This window comes from Betaproteobacteria bacterium (assembly GCA_016720925.1).
GTDB lineage: Bacteria > Pseudomonadota > Gammaproteobacteria > Burkholderiales > Usitatibacteraceae > UKL13-2.
In genome coordinates, this window is sequence record JADKJR010000003.1 from 445,355 (window position 1) to 463,749 (window position 18,395).

At 58.2% G+C, this 18,395-nt stretch carries 10 protein-coding genes, 1 tRNA gene and 2 pseudogenes; 10 read left to right on the forward strand and 3 right to left on the reverse strand.

What is annotated here, in order from left to right; translation table 11 throughout:
* Positions 1-3: 3 nt before the first annotated feature.
* Positions 4-1,872: a phosphogluconate dehydratase gene (locus IPP88_06145; protein ID MBL0122318.1), complete on the reverse strand. Its 1,869-nt coding sequence runs from the start codon at positions 1,870-1,872 to the stop codon at positions 4-6.
* Between the two features lie 287 nt (positions 1,873-2,159).
* Here IPP88_06145 and IPP88_06150 point away from each other — a divergent pair, with 287 nt between their 5' ends.
* The 4 genes from IPP88_06150 (at position 2,160) to IPP88_06165 (ending at position 6,361) form a co-directional block, all read left to right on the forward strand.
* A complete protein-coding gene (locus tag IPP88_06150) occupies positions 2,160-3,071 on the forward strand; it encodes an SIS domain-containing protein (GenBank protein ID MBL0122319.1) in 912 nt (303 codons plus the stop codon).
* Position 3,072: 1 nt separating this feature from the next.
* A complete protein-coding gene (gene pgi / locus IPP88_06155; GenBank protein ID MBL0122320.1) occupies positions 3,073-4,722 on the forward strand; it encodes a glucose-6-phosphate isomerase in 1,650 nt (549 codons plus the stop codon).
* Between the two features lie 142 nt (positions 4,723-4,864).
* Positions 4,865-4,940: transfer RNA gene (locus tag IPP88_06160), tRNA-Ala, on the forward strand.
* A gap of 209 nt (positions 4,941-5,149) precedes the next feature.
* The gene (locus IPP88_06165; GenBank protein MBL0122321.1) at positions 5,150-6,361 is read left to right on the forward strand and encodes an acyl-CoA dehydrogenase family protein; all 1,212 of its coding nucleotides are present in this window, start codon (positions 5,150-5,152) and stop codon (positions 6,359-6,361) included.
* Between the two features lie 63 nt (positions 6,362-6,424).
* Here the strand turns inward: IPP88_06165 and IPP88_06170 are convergent, their stop codons facing one another.
* Positions 6,425-7,432 (reverse strand): SIS domain-containing protein, encoded by a 1,008-nt coding sequence (locus IPP88_06170; protein MBL0122322.1) that lies wholly within the window; start codon positions 7,430-7,432, stop codon positions 6,425-6,427.
* A gap of 120 nt (positions 7,433-7,552) precedes the next feature.
* Positions 7,553-8,293 carry a GntR family transcriptional regulator gene (locus IPP88_06175; protein MBL0122323.1) on the reverse strand — a complete coding sequence of 247 codons (741 nt, stop codon included), beginning with the start codon at positions 8,291-8,293 and terminating at the stop codon, positions 7,553-7,555.
* 229 nt (positions 8,294-8,522) lie between these two features.
* Here IPP88_06175 and IPP88_06180 point away from each other — a divergent pair, with 229 nt between their 5' ends.
* The 6 genes and pseudogenes from IPP88_06180 (at position 8,523) to IPP88_06205 (ending at position 18,326) form a co-directional block, all read left to right on the forward strand.
* Positions 8,523-8,783: a hypothetical protein gene (locus tag IPP88_06180; protein MBL0122324.1), complete on the forward strand. Its 261-nt coding sequence runs from the start codon at positions 8,523-8,525 to the stop codon at positions 8,781-8,783.
* Positions 8,784-8,817: 34 nt separating this feature from the next.
* Positions 8,818-11,381, forward strand: a pseudogene (locus tag IPP88_06185) (carbohydate-binding domain-containing protein).
* A 127-nt stretch (positions 11,382-11,508) separates the two neighbouring features.
* Positions 11,509-14,355 (forward strand): TonB-dependent receptor, encoded by a 2,847-nt coding sequence (locus IPP88_06190; protein ID MBL0122325.1) that lies wholly within the window; start codon positions 11,509-11,511, stop codon positions 14,353-14,355.
* A 172-nt stretch (positions 14,356-14,527) separates the two neighbouring features.
* Entirely contained in the window at positions 14,528-15,196 is a 669-nt protein-coding gene (locus tag IPP88_06195; protein ID MBL0122326.1) for an SGNH/GDSL hydrolase family protein, read from the forward strand.
* Positions 15,197-15,212: 16 nt separating this feature from the next.
* Positions 15,213-16,327: pseudogene (locus tag IPP88_06200) on the forward strand (DUF1624 domain-containing protein).
* A gap of 13 nt (positions 16,328-16,340) precedes the next feature.
* A complete protein-coding gene (locus IPP88_06205) occupies positions 16,341-18,326 on the forward strand; it encodes an HPr family phosphocarrier protein (protein MBL0122327.1) in 1,986 nt (661 codons plus the stop codon).
* Positions 18,327-18,395 lie beyond the last annotated feature (69 nt).

The following is an 18,395-nucleotide window of genomic DNA, read 5'->3' on the forward strand; positions in this document are numbered from 1 at the left end:
TGACTAGGCTCCTGTCAGTGAGGTTTCAGTTGCAGTGGCGAGCATTGGTTCGACTATCGTACCAAACGTACCCGCGCCTTCCTCGGCCGTGAGGGCAACAGCGCGCGCTGACTGAAACAGTTCACGGCCCATGCCGAACCGATTGCGGGTGAGGTCGGCGGTTGTCGGCACGCGTCGTGCCCACTCTTCATCCGCGACGATTGCCTCCAGCGTGCCGGCTTCGACATCGAGCCGAATAATGTCGCCGTCGCGAACCTTGCCCAGTGGTCCACCCGCCAGGCATTCCGGCGAGACATGAATCGCCGCGGGTACTTTTCCTGACGCGCCGGACATTCGGCCATCGGTGACCAGCGCCACGTGAAAACCCGCATCCTGCAAGGATCCCAAGGCGGGGGTGAGCTTGTGCAGTTCGGGCATGCCATTGGCGCGTGGCCCCTGGAAGCGGACCACTGCCACAAAGTCGCGCTGCAATTCACCGCGCTTGAAACTTGCCAGCACATCGTCCTGGTCGTCGAATACCAATGCGGGTGCCTCGATCATGCGATGGGCAGGTGCCACCGCTGACACCTTGATCACCGAACGGCCCAGGTTTCCGCGCAATACCCGCAGGCCGCCATCTGCACTGAAGGGCTTAGCTGTCGTGCGCAATACATTGTCGTCCCCGCTGATTGAGGGAGCAGGGTGCCAGTTGATCTTGTCGCCATCGAGTTGCGGCTCTTCAGTGTAGCGGGCAAGGGATTGGCCGGCGACCGTGAGTACATCGCCATGCAATAACCCGGCGGAAAGCAGTTCACGAATCACGAAGCCAGCACCACCAGCGGCGTGGAAATGGTTCACGTCGGCGCTGCCGTTCGGATAGATGCGCGCCAGCAATGGCACGACAGCCGACAGCGCATCGAAATCGTCCCAGTTGATGATGATGCCGGCTGCACGGGCGATGGCCACGAGGTGAATCGTGTGATTGGTCGATCCGCCCGTGGCCAGCAAGCCAACGATGGCGTTGATGATGGTGCGCTCGTCGACTACTTTGGCAATTGGCGTGTATTCGTTGCCCAGATGCGTGATTGCGGCAACGCGGCGTGCCGCCGCGCCGGTCAGCGCATCGCGTAGCGGCGTATTCGGTGTGATGAAGGCCGCTCCGGGCAGATGCAGGCCCATCACCTCCATCAGAAACTGGTTGCTGTTGGCCGTGCCGTAAAAAGTGCAGGTGCCGGGGCCGTGATAGGCGCGGCTTTCGGCTTCAAGCAACGCGGCACGATCCAGCTTGCCTTCCGCAAACTGCTGGCGAATCTTGGCTTTTTCATCATTGGACAGGCCGCTGGTCATGGGGCCGGCGGGCACGAAAATGGCGGGAAGGTGGCCGAACTGGAGGGCGCCGATCAGCAGCCCGGGAATAATTTTGTCGCAAACGCCGAGGCACAAGACGCCGTCAAACATCGCATGCGACAACGCGATCGCCGTCGACATCGCGATGACGTCGCGTGAAAACAACGAGAGCTCCATGCCGGGCTGGCCCTGCGTCACGCCATCGCACATTGCGGGCACGCCGCCAGCGAACTGGGCCGTGGCGCCGGCGTCCCGCGCGGCGCGTTTGATGAGATCCGGAAAGCGTGCCAGCGGCTGATGCGCGGATAGCATGTCGTTGTAGGCCGACACAATGCCGATATTCGGTGCGCGAATTTCGCGTAGCACCAGCTTGTCCGGTGCGGCTTCTGCGGCAAACGCGTGGGCGAGATTGGTGCAAGAGATGCGCCCGCGCGACGTGCCGGTTGCGCGTGCCTGTTCCACGCGCCGGAGATAGCCGGAGCGCGTGGGCTCACTGCGCGATCTTACTTTGTCGGTTATTTCCGCCACGGTTCGCTGAAGCGCCATCCTGACTCCTATGCGGATTGCCGCAAAAAACATTGTGACATTGTAGAAAATCTACACAACTTAGTCAATACCGTCCCGCAAGGAAAATGGCGCTGACCGAGTATCGGTATAGCAAATGTAGCTTTCTTCCTGGTTTTGTTTCCGGCCGAAGAGGTAGGGCGTGTTGACAAACTACAAGCTCTGGCGGGAAAATGCATTATGCAAGTATTGTTGATTTCAAGCTTCATTCGATGGCACATGGGACGCGGAAGGATGGGTCTCGCGTGCTCGTATCGCGGGAATTGATTATGCCCACGACGATCGTCAAGCAGCGCGCTTCCAAAACTGCCACAGTCGACGCAAAGGCGCGGCCAGCCGGTCTGCTGGATCGCATCGAAAGCCTGCTGGACAAGATGCGGCCCTCCGAACAGACGGTCGGGCGGTTTGTATTGCGTCATCCCAATCTCGTTATCAGTCTTTCGTTTCCCGAAATTGCGGCGCGCACCGGCGTCAGCCAGCCGACCGTGGCGCGCTTTTGCATCGCGGCTGGCTTTAGCGGCTATCGCGATTTCAAGTTGCGTCTGGCGCAAAGCCTGGCGAACAGTGTTCCGTTCGTCCATCACGATGTCGGCATGCAGGATTCGATGGCCGATGTCGGGGCAAAAGTCTTCGATCGCGGTATTGCGGCACTGGTGACAGTCCGCAACCACCTCGATCCGGACGCGTTGGAGCGTGCCACGCAATTGCTGGCAACAGCGAAGCGTATCGAGTTCTACGGCCTTGGAAACTCCGGTATTGTGGCGATGGATGCGCAGCACAAATTTTTCCGCCTCGGTGTGCCAGCGGTGGCGTATTCCGATCCCCATGTGCACGCCATGTCGGCATCGTTGCTGGGCAAGGGGGACGTAGTGGTGGCCATCTCCGGAACCGGCCGGACGCGTGAACTCATCCGCAGCGTGGAAATCGCGCGCGATGCCGGGGCCGCCGTCATTGCGATTACCGCTAGCGTATCGCCCCTGGCGCGGTTGGCGGATGTCGCCCTGTATGCGGATGTACCCGAGGACCTGGATGTGTATGCACCTATGACTTCACGCATGGTTCATCTGGTGATGATTGATGCGTTGTCCGTTGGCGTGGCCGTGGCACGGGGGCCAGAGCTCGCGAAACGGCTGAAGCGTGCCAAGGAAGTTATCGCGGATAGAAGAATGGAAGAGAACTGACATGACGAAACCTCAGCAGGACCGGACGATCGCCTGGGCTGCGCTCACGCAGCACGCCGAGAGCCTTGATAGCAAACTGATGCGCGATCTCTTTGTTGCCGATCCCGAGCGTGCCGGGAAATTTTCCTTGGGCGCCGCCGGCCTGTTCCTCGATTATTCGAAGAATCGACTCGACGATACCGTGCGCGATAAATTGCTTGATCTCGCGCGTGCATCTGGCGTTGAAGCCCGTCGCGACGCGATGTTCGCGGGGGAACGAATCAATGTCACCGAAAACCGCGCCGTACTGCACACCGCGCTTCGCGATCTGACCAGCGAACGGATCGAAATCGACGGCGGCGACATTCTCGGCCCCGTTCGCGCCGTTCGCGAACAAGCCTATGCATTTTCGGCACGCATCCGATCGGGTGATTGGCGCGGATATACCGGCAAATCCATCACGGATGTCGTCAACATTGGTATCGGTGGCTCCGACTTGGGCCCGCGCATGGTCTGCGAAGCCCTTCGGGCATTTGGACTTGCGCATTTGCAGATGCATTTCGTTGCCAATATCGATGGCGATGCGCTTGGCGACGTGCTGGCAAAAGTCGATCCCGAACGCACCTTGTTCATTGTCGCCTCCAAGACCTTCACGACCATCGAGACGCTGACCAACGCCCGTTCCGCCCGCACATGGTTCCTCGCCACCGGTGCACAGGAACGCGATATCGCCCGGCACTTTGTGGCGGTTTCGACCAATACCGAAGCTGTGAAAGCGTTCGGCATCGACCCCGCGAACATGTTTACCTTCTGGGATTGGGTCGGAGGACGCTATTCGCTTTGGTCGTCAATTGGACTGTCGATTATCATCAGCATCGGACCGGAGAATTTTGATCGCCTGCTTGCCGGCGCGCATGCGATGGACCTGCACTTTCGCTCAGCGCCCCTGCAATCCAATATGCCGGTCATCCTCGCCTTGATCGGCGTGTGGTATCGCAATTGCCTCGATGCGCCCAGCATGGCGGTCCTGCCCTATAGCGAACATCTGCAGCGCCTACCCGCGTACCTCCAGCAGCTTGACATGGAAAGCAACGGCAAGTCTGTCACGCTGCAAGGCGTGCGCGTTGAGCATGCGACCGGGCCGATCATCTGGGGAGAGCCGGGTACCAATGGGCAGCACGCATTCTTTCAGCTCCTTCATCAAGGCACGCAAATGGTGCCGATTGATTTCATCTTGCCGATGCGTGCTACACATGCCTTGGCCGGGCATCACGATTTGCTGGTGGCGAATTGTCTCGCGCAGAGTAGTGCGTTGATGAACGGCAAAACGGTTGAGCAGGCGAGGCATGAACTCGGCGCGACGACTGAGTCCTCCGTGGCGCGCGATCAACTCGCGATGCATCGCAGTTTTGCGGGCAACCGTCCCAGCAACACCATACTTCTCGAGCAACTCGATCCGGCCTCGTTAGGCGCACTGATTGCGCTCTACGAGCACAAGGTCTTCGTGCAGGGTGTGATCTGGAACGTCAATTCCTTCGATCAATGGGGCGTTGAGCTCGGCAAAACGGTGGCAACCAAGATTGGCGAGGCGATCCGCTCAGGTGCGCTGTCAGGCGAGTTTGATTCATCAACCCGGCACATGCTTGAAAAGTGCGTGGCGCGCAGGAACTAGCATGCGCCAGCGGCAACATTGAGGCGATGAGATATCGTCACACACAGTTCGGCTCGGCATTGTCGCGGAATAGTCGCTTTTGTAACGTCGTGGCGCTTTGAAAATACACTGCGCCATGGTGTAATATTCACCTTGTACATTTGGGGATGTAGCTCAGCTGGGAGAGCGTCGCGTTCGCAATGCGAAGGTCGAGAGTTCGATCCTCTTCATCTCCACCAACAATGAAAAGGGGCCACGTTTTTTTTGTGGCCCATTTTCATTGTTGGTCTCGCGGCAGATGAAATCCCGCAAATTGCATATCAACAGGTATGCCCGAGGCATCGGTGCTTCAACCCTTATAATCATTGTCATGCGCCTGGCCAGGGCAATCCGGCCCTCTAAACCGCGCTGTCGACCGTAAGCCGGCCGGCGACTGGAGACTCCTCAAATGCACTCACCTTTCCAAGGGAATCCTGACCTGCTGCTTGGTCAATTGCAGGCCTTCATGGACGAGCACGTCTACCCAAACGAAAAGTGTTACCAGGCTGAACTGCATGCGCTGCCGAATCGGTTCACTACAGTCCCGTTGATGGAAGAATTGAAAGCGAAAGCGCGGAACGCCGGCTTGTGGAATCTTTTCATGCCGGCCTCCCACGGCGGCCTGACGAATGCACAATATGCGCCGCTTGCTGAGATCATGGGGCGGGTGCTGTGGAGCCCGGAAGTATTCAATTGCAATGCCCCGGACACCGGCAACATGGAGGTCTTCATGAAGTACGGCACGGAAGCGCAGAAAGAGCGCTGGCTGAAACCGCTGCTCAATGGCGAGATTCGTTCGTCCTACGCCATGACCGAACCGGATGTCGCCTCCAGCGACGCTACCAACGTGCAAACCTCGATTCGCCGAGATGGTGACGACTACGTTCTCAATGGCCGCAAATGGTTTATCTCGAATGCGTTGTACGAGCGCACGAAAATTTTCATTGTGATGGGCAAATCGGATGCAGCGAATCCCAACATCCATTTGCAGCAGAGCCAGGTCCTGGTGCCGCGGGACACGCCCGGCGTGACACTGGTGCGGCCGCTCACGACACTCGGTTACGACGACGCGCCTCTCGGGCATGCCGAGATGGTGTTCGAGAATGTGCGCGTGCCCGCAGAAAATATCCTGCTCGGCGAAGGCCGCGGCTTTGAAATCGCCCAGGGTCGCTTGGGTCCCGGACGTGTTCACCATTGCATGCGGTTGATCGGCTGCGCGCAGCGTTCGCTCGAATATGCTTGCAAGCGCGCCGTGTCGCGCACCACGTTTGGCAAGAAGCTGGCGGAACATCAGTCAATCCGCGAGGATATCGCTAAATGTTTCAGCGAGATCGAACAGGCCCGCTTGCTCACGATGAAAACGGCGCAAAAAATGGATGAGGTCGGGCCCAAGGAAGCGCGCGATCTGATTGCTGCAACCAAGATCACCGTGCCGCTGATGGCACAGACCGTGATCGACCGGTGCATGCAGATCCATGGCGCCGGTGGCTTGACGAGCGACTATTTTATGGCTGAAGCGTTCAGTTACGCACGCTGGTGCCGCCAAGCGGACGGCCCGGACCAGGTGCACATGATGGCGCTTGGGAAGCAGATCATTAGGCGCTATACCGAGGCAGCTTGATACTTCGCGCTTGCCGCTGAAGGCGATGTAGTGATTGCCCCGCCTATCGACAGGCGACCCGCGTCAGCGTGTCTCGGTCACTTTGCGTAAATGCGGTGGTCGATCCGGATCACACCCTCGCGCCACCGCTAGCGCATTGGCGAGCTTGTAAAAGCTTTGAGCGAGCAGCAGCGGCTGGATGACGGGGTGTGCATCTATCGTCGGCAGGACAGTTGCGCCAACCACCGAACTGCCCGCAATCATCACCTTCACATCGCGCGCGATCAGGTCCCGCGCCAGTACTTCAAGGTCGAGGCGTGTCTCATCGTCCTGTGCAAATAGTAATGCCGGGAAATTGGATTGCAGTAATGCTTGCGGACCATGGCGCACTTCGGCGCCGCTGAAAGCTTCGGCGTGAAGGCGGCAAGTCTCCTTGCATTTGAGCGCCGCTTCCTGGGCGATACCGAGACCGACCCCGCGACCGATCACATAAAGATGACTGGTATTGCGTAGCGTTGGCATGGCGGCGCCCCAGTCAAGTTGCCACGCTTTTGTCAGCGCGTCCGGTGCTGATGTCAGGGCATCGAGGAGAAGTTTGTCATCGGACCACGCGGCGACCAGATGCACGATAGCCGCCAGTGACGCGATATAGGATTTGGTCGCGGCGACACTCTGTTCCGGGCCTGCGCACAATGGCAGCAGAAAGTCCGCGACGTCGCCGAGCGGTGCATTGTCCGTATTGACCAGCGCGATGACGGTTGCGCCGGCGGATTTAGCCGCGCGCGCGGCCGCCACCAGGTCGGGGCTGCGGCCCGATTGGGAAATGGCAAGAAACAGGCACCCACGTAGATTTTGCTTCACGCCATAGACCGAGCTCACCGACGGGGATGCCGACGACGTCAGGATGCCGAGGCGGGTTTCAATCAAGTATTTGGCGAAGGTCGCGGCATGATCGGAACTGCCGCGCGCGCAGGTGACGACTGCCCGCGGCGCCAACGACCGCAGGATGCTGCCCAACTCAAGTGCGCGCAAATGATTGTTCTCAAACTGCGTGCGCAACGCGCCGGCGGATTCAGACGCCTCGCGGTACATGTGCGTAGCTTCGGGGTCCCCTCGCGGGACTTCATTCTCAAGCATGTTCGGACGTCCATTTTTTGGTCTTGCCGCCGGTCCGACTCAAATGGAAACGGCTGCAAGCAGTGCTGCTTGCCATCAGTGTGTGCTGAGTTCCGCGACGAAGTCATAGGTGTCGCCACGGTAGAACGATTGTGAGAACTCCACCGCGCGACCGTCGCTCAGGAATCCCAGGCGTTCCGCCAGCAACCCGGCGTCTCCTTCGCGCGCATTGAGCAACTTGGCCTGCTCGGCGTTCAGCAGCAGTGCACGCAGACGTTGCAGCGCACGCACCGGCCGATTGCCGGCCTGTTCGAGCGCCTCATACAGCGATGTGTCGACGGCGGCCAATGACGGCAGGCAGGAGGCAATGATGGTGGCGAGCTCGACCGCCATCGGTGCGTCATCGGCGTAGCGGACGCGATGAAAGCGATAGACCGGTGTCCCGGGACTGAGTCCCAGCGTCAGCGCTTCTTCCGGCGACACGGTGCCCTCGGTTTTTTTCAGCCATACACTGCGCGGCTTGCGCCCGCGCGCGAGCATGTCCTCCGAAAACGACGTTAGCTTGGCGAAGTTTTTCTCAATCCGCGCCGATACAAAATTGCCCGAACCCTGGCGGCGTACCAGCAATCCTTCATCAACCAATCCATCAATGGCCTTGCGCACGGTAATCCGCGACACCTCAAGGTCGATGGCAATCTGCCGCTCAGCCGGAAGTGCGTCGTCCGGTCCAAGGAGGCGGGTTTGAATGGCCACACGAATTGCTCGCTGCAGCTGTTGATACAGAGGAAGGCTGCTGTTTGGATCCAGCGGGGGCAAAACGCCGGCGAGTGAAGTCATTTTTTTCCCATGCGGTATACATCATGCGCCGGTCTTGGCGGAAATTCCTTGATAACGATGGAACCACTATAGTACCAATCAATTTGCTTAGTCTATTGATGCCTGACGGCGCTAGACGCATTGCCGCATATAGCGAATGCAAAAATTCGGCGTGTAGTATTCTGGCAACAGGATAACATTTAATTTGATGAAGTGGTAGCATATTGGCATGCAGTGGTAGTATATTGGCATGACATTGGTTTTGCCGGTGTTGGTTATCGACAGGATCGCTGTGACCCGTTTTCAAGTTAGAGCGGACGGTCAGGAAAGTCGGCGACAACAGACCGCATTGATGGTCGACGGCCAAAAGGGGAGGGTAGTCATGGAGTTCAAACAGACACCAACAGAGCCGGGCGAAGATGCGATCGCCGCTGCAGGCGTCTGCATTTGGGCTTGCAAGCATGCCACCGCCCGCTCACTCAATTCACGCTTTGGTGCCGGTCAGACATGAGGAATCCGATTCCTGGAAATCTGCACGCAGGGGCATGGTGATGCGGCGCTGGCGCGTGGCCGTGATGGCAATTCTTGCCTTGCCGATGGCCTTTGCAATGCTTCCGGCGGACGCGGCCGGGGTGCAGGAATCGCCGCGTGCATTATTGCGGCTGCGGTGGGAAGTGGAACGCAATGTATTTACGCCTCAGGCACCCGATGGTCGGTCGCAGGCGGTGCTGACGCTGACCAATCTTGACCGCAATCCGCTTCCCGCAAAGGGATGGGCAATCTACTTCACCTGTGTCGCTGGCGTTGAACTGGGCGAGGCGGAGAGCCCCGTCAGTTTGAGCAGGTCAGCGGCACGTTATTCCGCATGCGCCCGACCATGGCATTCAAGGGGCTCGATGCTGATCAGACGATACGGCTCACCTATTTACACCCGGAAATAATGGTCAAGACGGACAAGGCGCCTCAGGGACCGTATCTGGTATTTGACGATTCACCGGAGGTCGGACGGGCCATTGCGGACTACCAGATTGTGCCCATGACTCGTCCTGAGCGGCTTGACATGGAATCGAAAGGGCGCGTGCCTGTCGTTACTGCGGAAGATATCTTCAGGCGCAACGAATCCATTGTCGATATGCAAGAGCACGCGCTGCCCCCTGTTTTTCCGACGCCTCGCCATTTTGAGCGGCAGGCGGGCGCATTGCACTGGCCGGCTATGCCGGTTGTTATTGGCGCACCGGCATTGCGCGGCGAAATGGCGTTCGCCAACGCGTTACTCAAGCCCTACTTTGCACCGGGACGAATCAGTGCCGTGGTCCCACCACTTCGCATGGCCATTGCCCCGATTGCCGGGCAATTGTCGCCCGAAGCGTATGAACTGCGGATCGACCCCGTTGCAGGCATTGCGCTTAACGGCAACTCTGCCGCGGGTATTGCGCGCGGCTTGCAGTCGCTTCGCGACATCCTGCCGCTTCAGCCTCAACCGGAAAAGGGCGTCTCGCTGCCTGCTTTGTTCATAAGCGACGCGCCGCGCTTTGAATATCGCGGCTTGCTTCTCGATGTTGCGCGTAGTTTCCATCCGAAGGAGACGGTGTTCAGGTTGCTTGATCTGATGGCTCGCTACAAGCTCAACAAATTCCATTTTCATCTGACGGACGATGAGGGCTGGCGGCTTGAGATCAAAGGTATCCCTGAGCTAACGTCCATTGGCGCCAGGCGCGGGCACACGCTGGATCCGACAAAGTATTTGCCGCCCGCCTACGGTTCGGGACCGGACGTACACGATCCACACGGCAGCGGATTTTATAGCCGCGCCGACTACATCGAGATTGTGAAGTACGCGCAGGCGCGCCAGATCGAGGTAATCCCGGAAATCGAGATGCCAGGGCATGCGCGCGCGGCGGTAAAAGCCATGGAAGGCCGCTATCGACAGCTTGTGAAAATCGGACGTCGCGACGCACGTCAATATCTCCTGAATGACTTGGATGATCAGTCGAAATACAGGTCAGCGCAGCTGTATACAGACAACGTGATCAATCCCGGCATGCCATCGACCTATGCGTTCATTGAGCGTGTCGTATCCGAAGTCGTTGCACTTCACAAGCAGGCGGGCGTTCCGCTAAATACCATCCACGTGGGGGGCGACGAACTGCCCAACGGGGCGTGGGAAAAATCGCCCGCCAGTCAGGCGCTGATGAAGCAAATGAAGCTGGCCTCCACGACGGAGTTGTGGGATTACTTCTATGCCCGTGTCGACAAGATCCTGCGCAAGCATGGCTTGTATGCTTCAGGGTGGGAAGAGTTGGGCGCGCGTAAAGTGAAGTTGCGCAGCCAAGACAAGCTGATTCCGAATCCGGTCTTCAACCAGCGAGGCTTTAACTTGTTTGTCTGGAACAACCTCGACGGCGCAGAAGATTTGGCCTATCGCCTTGCCAATGCCGGCTATAGAGTTGTATTAGCGCCGGCAACCAATCTGTACTTTGACATGGCGCATAACAAAAATCCCGACGAGCCTGGCGTGAACTGGGCGGCCTACGTTGACCTCGATACGGTTTACGATTTCGTTCCTCTCGATTACATCAGGAAAGCGGCAGCCGATCCCACTCGCACACCAGGAAAAGACGGGCTGACGGACTACGGACAGCGAAACATTCGCGGAATCGAGGGGACGCTGTTTTCTGAGACCATGCGCGACCCGGCACGCATTGACTATCTGCTCATGCCACGAATGTTGGGACTGGCGGAGCGCGCATGGGCACCGGATCCGGCGTGGGCGCAAGAAGCAGATGGTGTCAAGGCTGCGCAGTTGCACGCTGCCGCATGGTCGAGTTTCGTCAATCAGATTGGCAAGCGCGTCTTGCCGAGACTGGACGCCGAGCACGCGGGTATCCAGTACCGAATTCCGACACCCGGCCTCAAGCGTGTTGATGGTCGTGTGTTGGTCAACCATCAATTGCCCGGCTTCACATTGCGTTATACGACGGATGGGAGTGAGCCGAGTGCAGCCAGTCCGATCGTGACCGGCCCAATCGTGGCGCGCGGTGTCGTTCAGGTTGCCGCGTCTGATCGAAACGGCAGGCAAGGAAAATCATCGCGTGTCGACAATCGCTGAAACGAGCGGGGCCGACTTGTGAAGCAGCAAACAGATTCAGTTTTTGGTTACAGAAACTTTTTTGGGAAATGTAAATTCACCGCAGCACGCAGATTTGCACAACAACTTTGATCGGAGGGACTAGCAAATGAAGAAACCAATGAATGAAAGCGGCAAAAAACCAGGTCGGTATGTGACGTTGCCCAGGCTGACTCCTATTGCCATCGCCTGTTCAACACTGCTGCTGCCGGCGGGCGTCGCGTTCGCCCAGCAGGTCCAGGAGTTGGCGCCAGTGGTCGTTACCGGCCTTCGTGCCAGTATCGAAAGCTCGATCGCCACCAAGCGTAATTCGGACTCGATCGTTGAGGCGGTTTCTTCCGAAGATATCGGGAAGCTGCCCGAAACCAGTATCGCCGAGGCGTTGGCACGTCTGCCGGGTCTCACCGCGCAGCGCGTCAATGGTCGCGATCAGGTGATCTCAATTCGAGGCCTTGCACCGAAATTTGGCGTGACGCTGCTCAACGGCCGCGAAATGGTCAGTACCGGTGACAACCGCTCGGTCGAATACGACCAGTTTCCGGCTGAACTGATCAATAGTGCGACCGTGTACAAGACGCCTGATGCTGCACTTGGTGCGCAGGGACTGTCCGGTACCGTAAATATGAAAACCGTGAGTCCGCTGGATTTGCGGGGACGGCAGCTCAACCTTGGCATTCGCGGCGAAAAAAACGCCAACGGAGCGGTGGTGCCCGGCACCAGCGACAAGGGCAACCGAATCAGTCTTTCGTACATCGACCAGTTTGCCAACAATACCATTGGCGTTGCGCTCGGCTTTGCGCACCTGGATAGCCCGAACCAGGAAAAGTACTTCGACCATTGGTGGTGGGGTAATTCGGCGATCTGGTACGGTGCCTTTCGCGGGCTCGAGAATGCCGATCCGGCCAAGGCGCCAGCCACGTTGCAAGGCTTCGACGCGGGCGTCCGGAATATCGAAAACAAACGCGATGGTGTCATGGCCGTATTCGAATACAAGCCAAACAACGATTTGCACAGCCAGCTCGACCTGTACTATTCCAAGTTCAGCCAGAATTCCCGGGGAATGGAATATCAGGCAAACCTGATGCCCGATTGGAGTGGCAATGGTACGCCGGGCGAATTGGCCTCGGGAGGCCCGATCTACAGCGGCATCAGGACAACCAAGATAGACAACGATACCATCGTAATCGGCGGTTCCATATCGAATGTGGACCCGTTCGTACTGAGTCGCCTGACGCAGCGTGACGACAAAGTGTTTGCAGTGGGTTGGAACAACGAACTCAGGTTCGGCGACTGGAAAGCCATGGCGGACCTGAGCTACTCAAAGGCCGAGCGCGACGAGGTGGTTGCCGAGGCAACGGCGTCGGCCACGACAATGACCGGATTCAGTAACTTCAGCGCCCAGACGGGCTCCGGATTTTCACAATACACGCCGCAGTTGAATTACAGCGCCGGCGGAGTTCTGCAATTGCGCGGCATCAAGGATTGGGGCAGTCTCAACGGTGTCGGCTCGGCGGGTTCGCTATCGCCTATTACGGTTAACGATGAGATGAAGACATTGCGCCTGTCCGCCAGGCGTGGCCTGGACCTGGGGCCTGTGAACAACTTCGATGGTGGGGTGAACTATACCGATCGCAGCAAGGATACGGCTCGCTCGCAGACCATCTATGCACTGAAGAACGGCGTTAGCTGCGTAAACAGCCAGGACGTCTGCGCGCCAATCCCGGCAGGCGCGCTGCTGTCCCCGACCAACCTGAGTTTCGTCGGTCTCCCCAGCCTCACAAGCTGGGACTTGATGAAAGCCTTTGGCAGTGGCGTGTATAACTCTGGTCCGGTCAACGAGTCTTCAGCACCGGGCCGCATTTGGGGTGTGACTGAAAAGGTGACCACCGCCTACGGCAAGCTGGGCCTGGATTTCAACATTGGCATACCGGTACGCGGCAACATCGGTCTGCAGGTCGTGCAAACGAAGCAGAGTTCGACTGGTCAGGTCTGGGATCCCGTAGCGGCCAAAGCCTCGACGATCTCCTTCAGCAAGAGTTATACCGATGTGTTGCCGAGCCTGAATCTCGCGGGCGAACTGGATTCGAACACGTATGTGCGACTCGGTGTCGCGGAGACTCTGGCGCGTCCGAATCTGGAAGACATGCGAGCAGGGTTTACCGCGCAGCCGGCAACCTCCGGTGCCAATATCGGCAAGTGGTCGGGCAGCGGCGGCAATCCGTTCCGCAAGCCTTGGCGCGCCACGGCTTACGATCTTTCAGTGGAAAAATACCTCAGCAAACGCAGCTATGTCTCGCTTGCGGGGTTCCGTAAAGACCTGAAGACCTCGATTTACGTTGACACCTTCAACTTCGACTTCACGGGCTTCCCGAACACCACCGGGATTACGCCTATCAACAACAACATCGGCACGTTGAGCGCCCCGATCAATGGCCAGGGCGGCTATATCGAGGGCGCGGAGGCGAGCGCGGCATTGGATTTCGGGCTGGTAAACAGTTTGCTCGACGGTTTCGGCGCGGTGCTGACGGCTTCACACAACCATAGCAACCTTCCGGGGCATGCCAACGACGGCAAGAAGGACCTGAAGCGCACCATCGAAGGTCTGTCGGGCGACGTGAACAGCATCACGCTCTACTATGAGAAACATGGTCTGTCGGCCCGTGTTGGCCAACGTTACCGGTCCAAATACATCGCCGAGGTGCGCGGTGTATGGATTGATAATTCGCTGGCTGCCATTGAAGCCGAGCGGATCACGGACGTGCAATTGGGCTACGCTTTTGAGAGTGGACCGCTCAAGGGTTTGTCGGTCTTGTTTCAGATCAATAATCTGACCAATACGCCATATCGCACCAGCCTTCAGGACGACTCCAGCACATCCACGCCGATGCGGATGATGCCGGAGCGGTACAACGAGTACGGTCGCCGGTACCTGCTGGGCGCGACCTACAAGTTCTAGGCATTGGCGTAACAGTTGAGCCCCTGAAGGTGAAAGCCGCAGGGGCTCTTGTCTTCAATAACGGCGTGAACGTCGCCCGTAACATTGCTTGCAACCGCGGAATCCTTCAACGCAAAGGTAATCGGGAAACATGAGATCATCAAGAGTCTGGGTGGGCATTATCCTCGCGGCCATGCACGTTGGTCAGGCGTTAGCCGCCGATGGCAACAACACCAGCCAGGACTGGCCGAATCTTGCCGCGTATGCGGGCAAGAATGCCGCACTGGGTCCGCCGGCGAAGCATGAAAATCGCGTTGTTTTCATGGGTGATTCCATTACGGAATTCTGGGACAAGAAGACCTCGGATCTTTTCGCGAACAAGTCGTATATCAATCGTGGCATCAGCGGCCAAACCACGCCGCAAATGCTCGTCCGCTTCAGGCCCGATGTGATCAATCTGAAGCCGAAAGTGGTCGTCATCTTGGCGGGCACCAATGACGTTGCGGGCAATACCGGCCCTGCAAGTGTCGAGATGATCGAGGGCAACATTGCGTCAATGGCGGAGCTCGCCAAGGCGAACGGCATCAAAGTGATCCTCTCGTCGGTGCTGCCGGCGGCAGCCTTTTATTGGATTCCCGAAATCAAACCGGCGGCAGCGATCACCGCACTAAACAAATGGATCAAGGAATATTCTGATCGTAACGGCTTTGTTTACGTCGATTACTATTCGCCCATGGTGGATGAAAAAATGGGCCTGAAGCGGGAATATTCGGGCGATGGCGTACACCCGAATGGGGCCGGCTACAAAGTCATGAACCCGCTTGTCGAAAGTGCCATTCTGAATGCATTGAAGACTGAATGACCCGGTTGCAGCCGAAATGAAGCCTCTGGAGAACCGTTCCCGGGCTATCGATGTCCTGCGCGGCATGACGCTTGCGCTGATGATCATCGTCAACATGTCCATCAGTGACACGCTCTCATACGGCCCCCTGCTGCATGCTGTCTGGAACGGCCTGACGCTTACCGATGTGGTCTTTCCCACCTTCCTGTTCGTGGTCGGGACAGCGCTGAGTTTTACGCTGGGGAAGTATCAGGCCTTGGGCAATCCGGCGGCGTTGAAAAAAATCTTCACGCGCGCGGCATTGATTTTTCTGTGCGGATATTTGCTGTACTGGTTTCCATTTTTGAGATTGACAAGACCGGCCACTTTGCGATGTTGCCCATCGAAAAGACCCGCATTCTCGGGGTGTTGCAGCGCATTGCACTGGCGTATTTCTTCGCTTCGTTGATACTTCAATACGGGAAGCGGCAGGGCGCTATTGTCTTTAGCATTGTTGCCTTGCTCGGGTACTGGTGGATCATGTATGCCTTCGGCGACTACTCGTTGAAGGGCAACGCGGCATTGAAGTTCGACAAGCTGGTGCTGGGCGAATCTCACATGTACCAGGGCGAGGGAATTCCCTTTGACCCCGAGGGCATTCTGGGCACGCTTCCTTCCATCGTGAATGTCATCGCGGGCTACCTGGCTGGACGTTTTGTTATCGAAAAAGGGCAGAACTACGAGACTATCGCCAAACTCATGATGGCTGGCGCGGCCTTCGTTCTCATCGCCTTGCTCTGGAGTAGCGTATTTCCGCTGAACAAGAAGCTGTGGACCAGTTCATATGTGCTCTGCACGATTGGCATCGACCTGTGTGTCCTGGCCGTGCTTACCTACGCAATCGATATGCGCTCGATTCGCAGCGGAACCTACTTTTTCGAGGTGTTTGGCAAGAACACGCTATTCATTTACCTGCTGGCTGAAATCGTGATGTCGGTTTTCTGGCTTGCGCACATTGGTGACATGGCTGTCTTCGACTGGATCTACAAGAAGGGCTTCCAATGGTGGGCGGGCGACAAAAATGGCTCCCTGTTGTTTGCATTGATTTTCATGTTGTCATGCTGGCTGGTGGGCTATGCAATGGACAAGAAAAAGCTGTATATCAAACTTTAGACTCGCGAAGACAATGACGACCCTGATCCTGAAATCACCTCTGTCCGGCTGGTCGTTGTCACTCGCCGATGTTCCCGACCCCGTATTCGCGCAGCGCATGGCAGGGGACGGAGTAGCGATCGACCCGACGGGAAATACCCTGCATGCGCCATGCGACGGCGAGATAGTGCCGATGCCAGGCGCGAAACACGCGCTGACGGTGCGCACATCTTCTGGTCACGACATCCTGCTGCATCTCGGAATCGACACGGTACAACTTGGCGGCAAAGGTTTCGACATGCTTGTGCAACCCGGGCAGCGTGTGAGTACAGGGGAAGCGCTGCTTCGCTTTGACCTCGATCTGATCGCCCGACATGCCCGAAGCCCGGTGACGCCCATCCTGTTCGCATCCGAGGGGGCGATACGTCACCGCAGTGAAAATTGTGCGCTGGCAGTTGGCGACTTTCTGATGGAAATCGCAGTGGGCGCGGCAGCAGGTAGCGCAAATACGCCCGCGCCGCTGGCAGGAATGGAAATCAGCCGGTTTTTCGATATTGCGTTTGATCATGGGCTGCATGCGCGTCCGGCGGCGCTTATTGCGGCCGCGTTGAGGCCGTTTGAATCCCGCGTCAGCATCTTGGCGCGCGGCCGCAGTGGTAATGCGCGTAGCACGGTCGCCATCATGTCGCTGGGAGTTCATTGCGGCGATCGCATAGAGCTCAAGGCCACGGGTTCCGATGCCGCCCTCGCGCTCGCGGCGCTTGAACCCTTGCTGGGTGTCGGAGGTACTGAGCTTGTCGTGACGTCCATCTTCGCTCCTCGCCTTGTGACGGGGCAACATGCCGTCCAGCAGGATGAAGTTCGGCGCATCTCAGCCGTGATTGCCTGCAGCGGAATTGCCATCGGGCAAGCCACGCATCTCGTCCAGTCCGAGGTCGCCGTCTCCGAGATCGGAGCGGGCGTTGCAGCCGAGGCAGTGGCGCTCGATAACGCGATCACCAAAGTGAAGGTCCATCTTGAGGCATTGGCCAGCGCCGCGACTGGCGAACAACAAACCATTCTGACCGCGCATATCGAATTGATCCAGGATCCTGAACTCGCCGCGCGCGCCGACGAATACATTCAACGCGCCAAAAGCGCCGGATATGCATGGCGTCATTCCGTGCGGTCGGTCATCGATGCGCTGCAGGCGGACGGCGACGCGCACATGATCGAGCGTGTGGCGGATTTACGCGACCTGGAAAATCAGGTGCTGCGGGTATTGAGCGGAAACCATCCCGGACACGCGCGGCTCTTGCCGGCGCGCGCAATCCTTATTGCCGATGAATTGCTGCCCTCACAACTGGTGAGCCTGGATGCAGCGTGCATCGCCGGGATTTGTACGGCGCGTGGCGGCCCAACCTCGCACGTGGCCATCATCGCCGCGGCGATGGGCATTCCCGCGCTGGTGGCGGCGGGCCCACAAATTCTCGGTATTGAGGAGGGTAGCGTGCTGGTACTCAATGCAGAGCACGGTCACCTCGACCTCGCACCGACCGATGCCGAACGCGCGGCGATTGAGCGCGATCTTGCCAGCCGTGCAGCGCAACATGTGACCGATCTTGCGGCGGCGATGGACGTCGCTCACACACGTGACCATCAACGCATAAAGGTGTACGCCAATCTCGGTGCATTGGTGGAGGTCGCACCTGCCATAGCGAAGGGCGCGGAGGGCTGCGGCTTGCTGCGCACCGAATTCTGTTTCACGACCGGCGACAGCCACCCGACGAAAAATGAGCAGGCGCGGGAATATCAGGCGATCGCCGACGCGCTGGGCAAACGCCCGCTGACCATCCGCACTCTAGACATCGGTGGCGACAAACCGATTCCGTACTTGCCGTTGCCACGCGAAGACAATCCGGCGCTGGGTTTGCGCGGGCTGCGCACCAGCCTGTGGCAACCGCAGTTGTTGCGCACGCAGTTGCGCGCCATTCTGCGGGTGCAGCCGGTCGTCAATGCCGCATCCTGCTGCCGATGGTGACCGACCTCGCCGACGTGCATATTGTCCACGCAATGCTTGAAGAACTGCGTGACGAAATGGGCATTACAG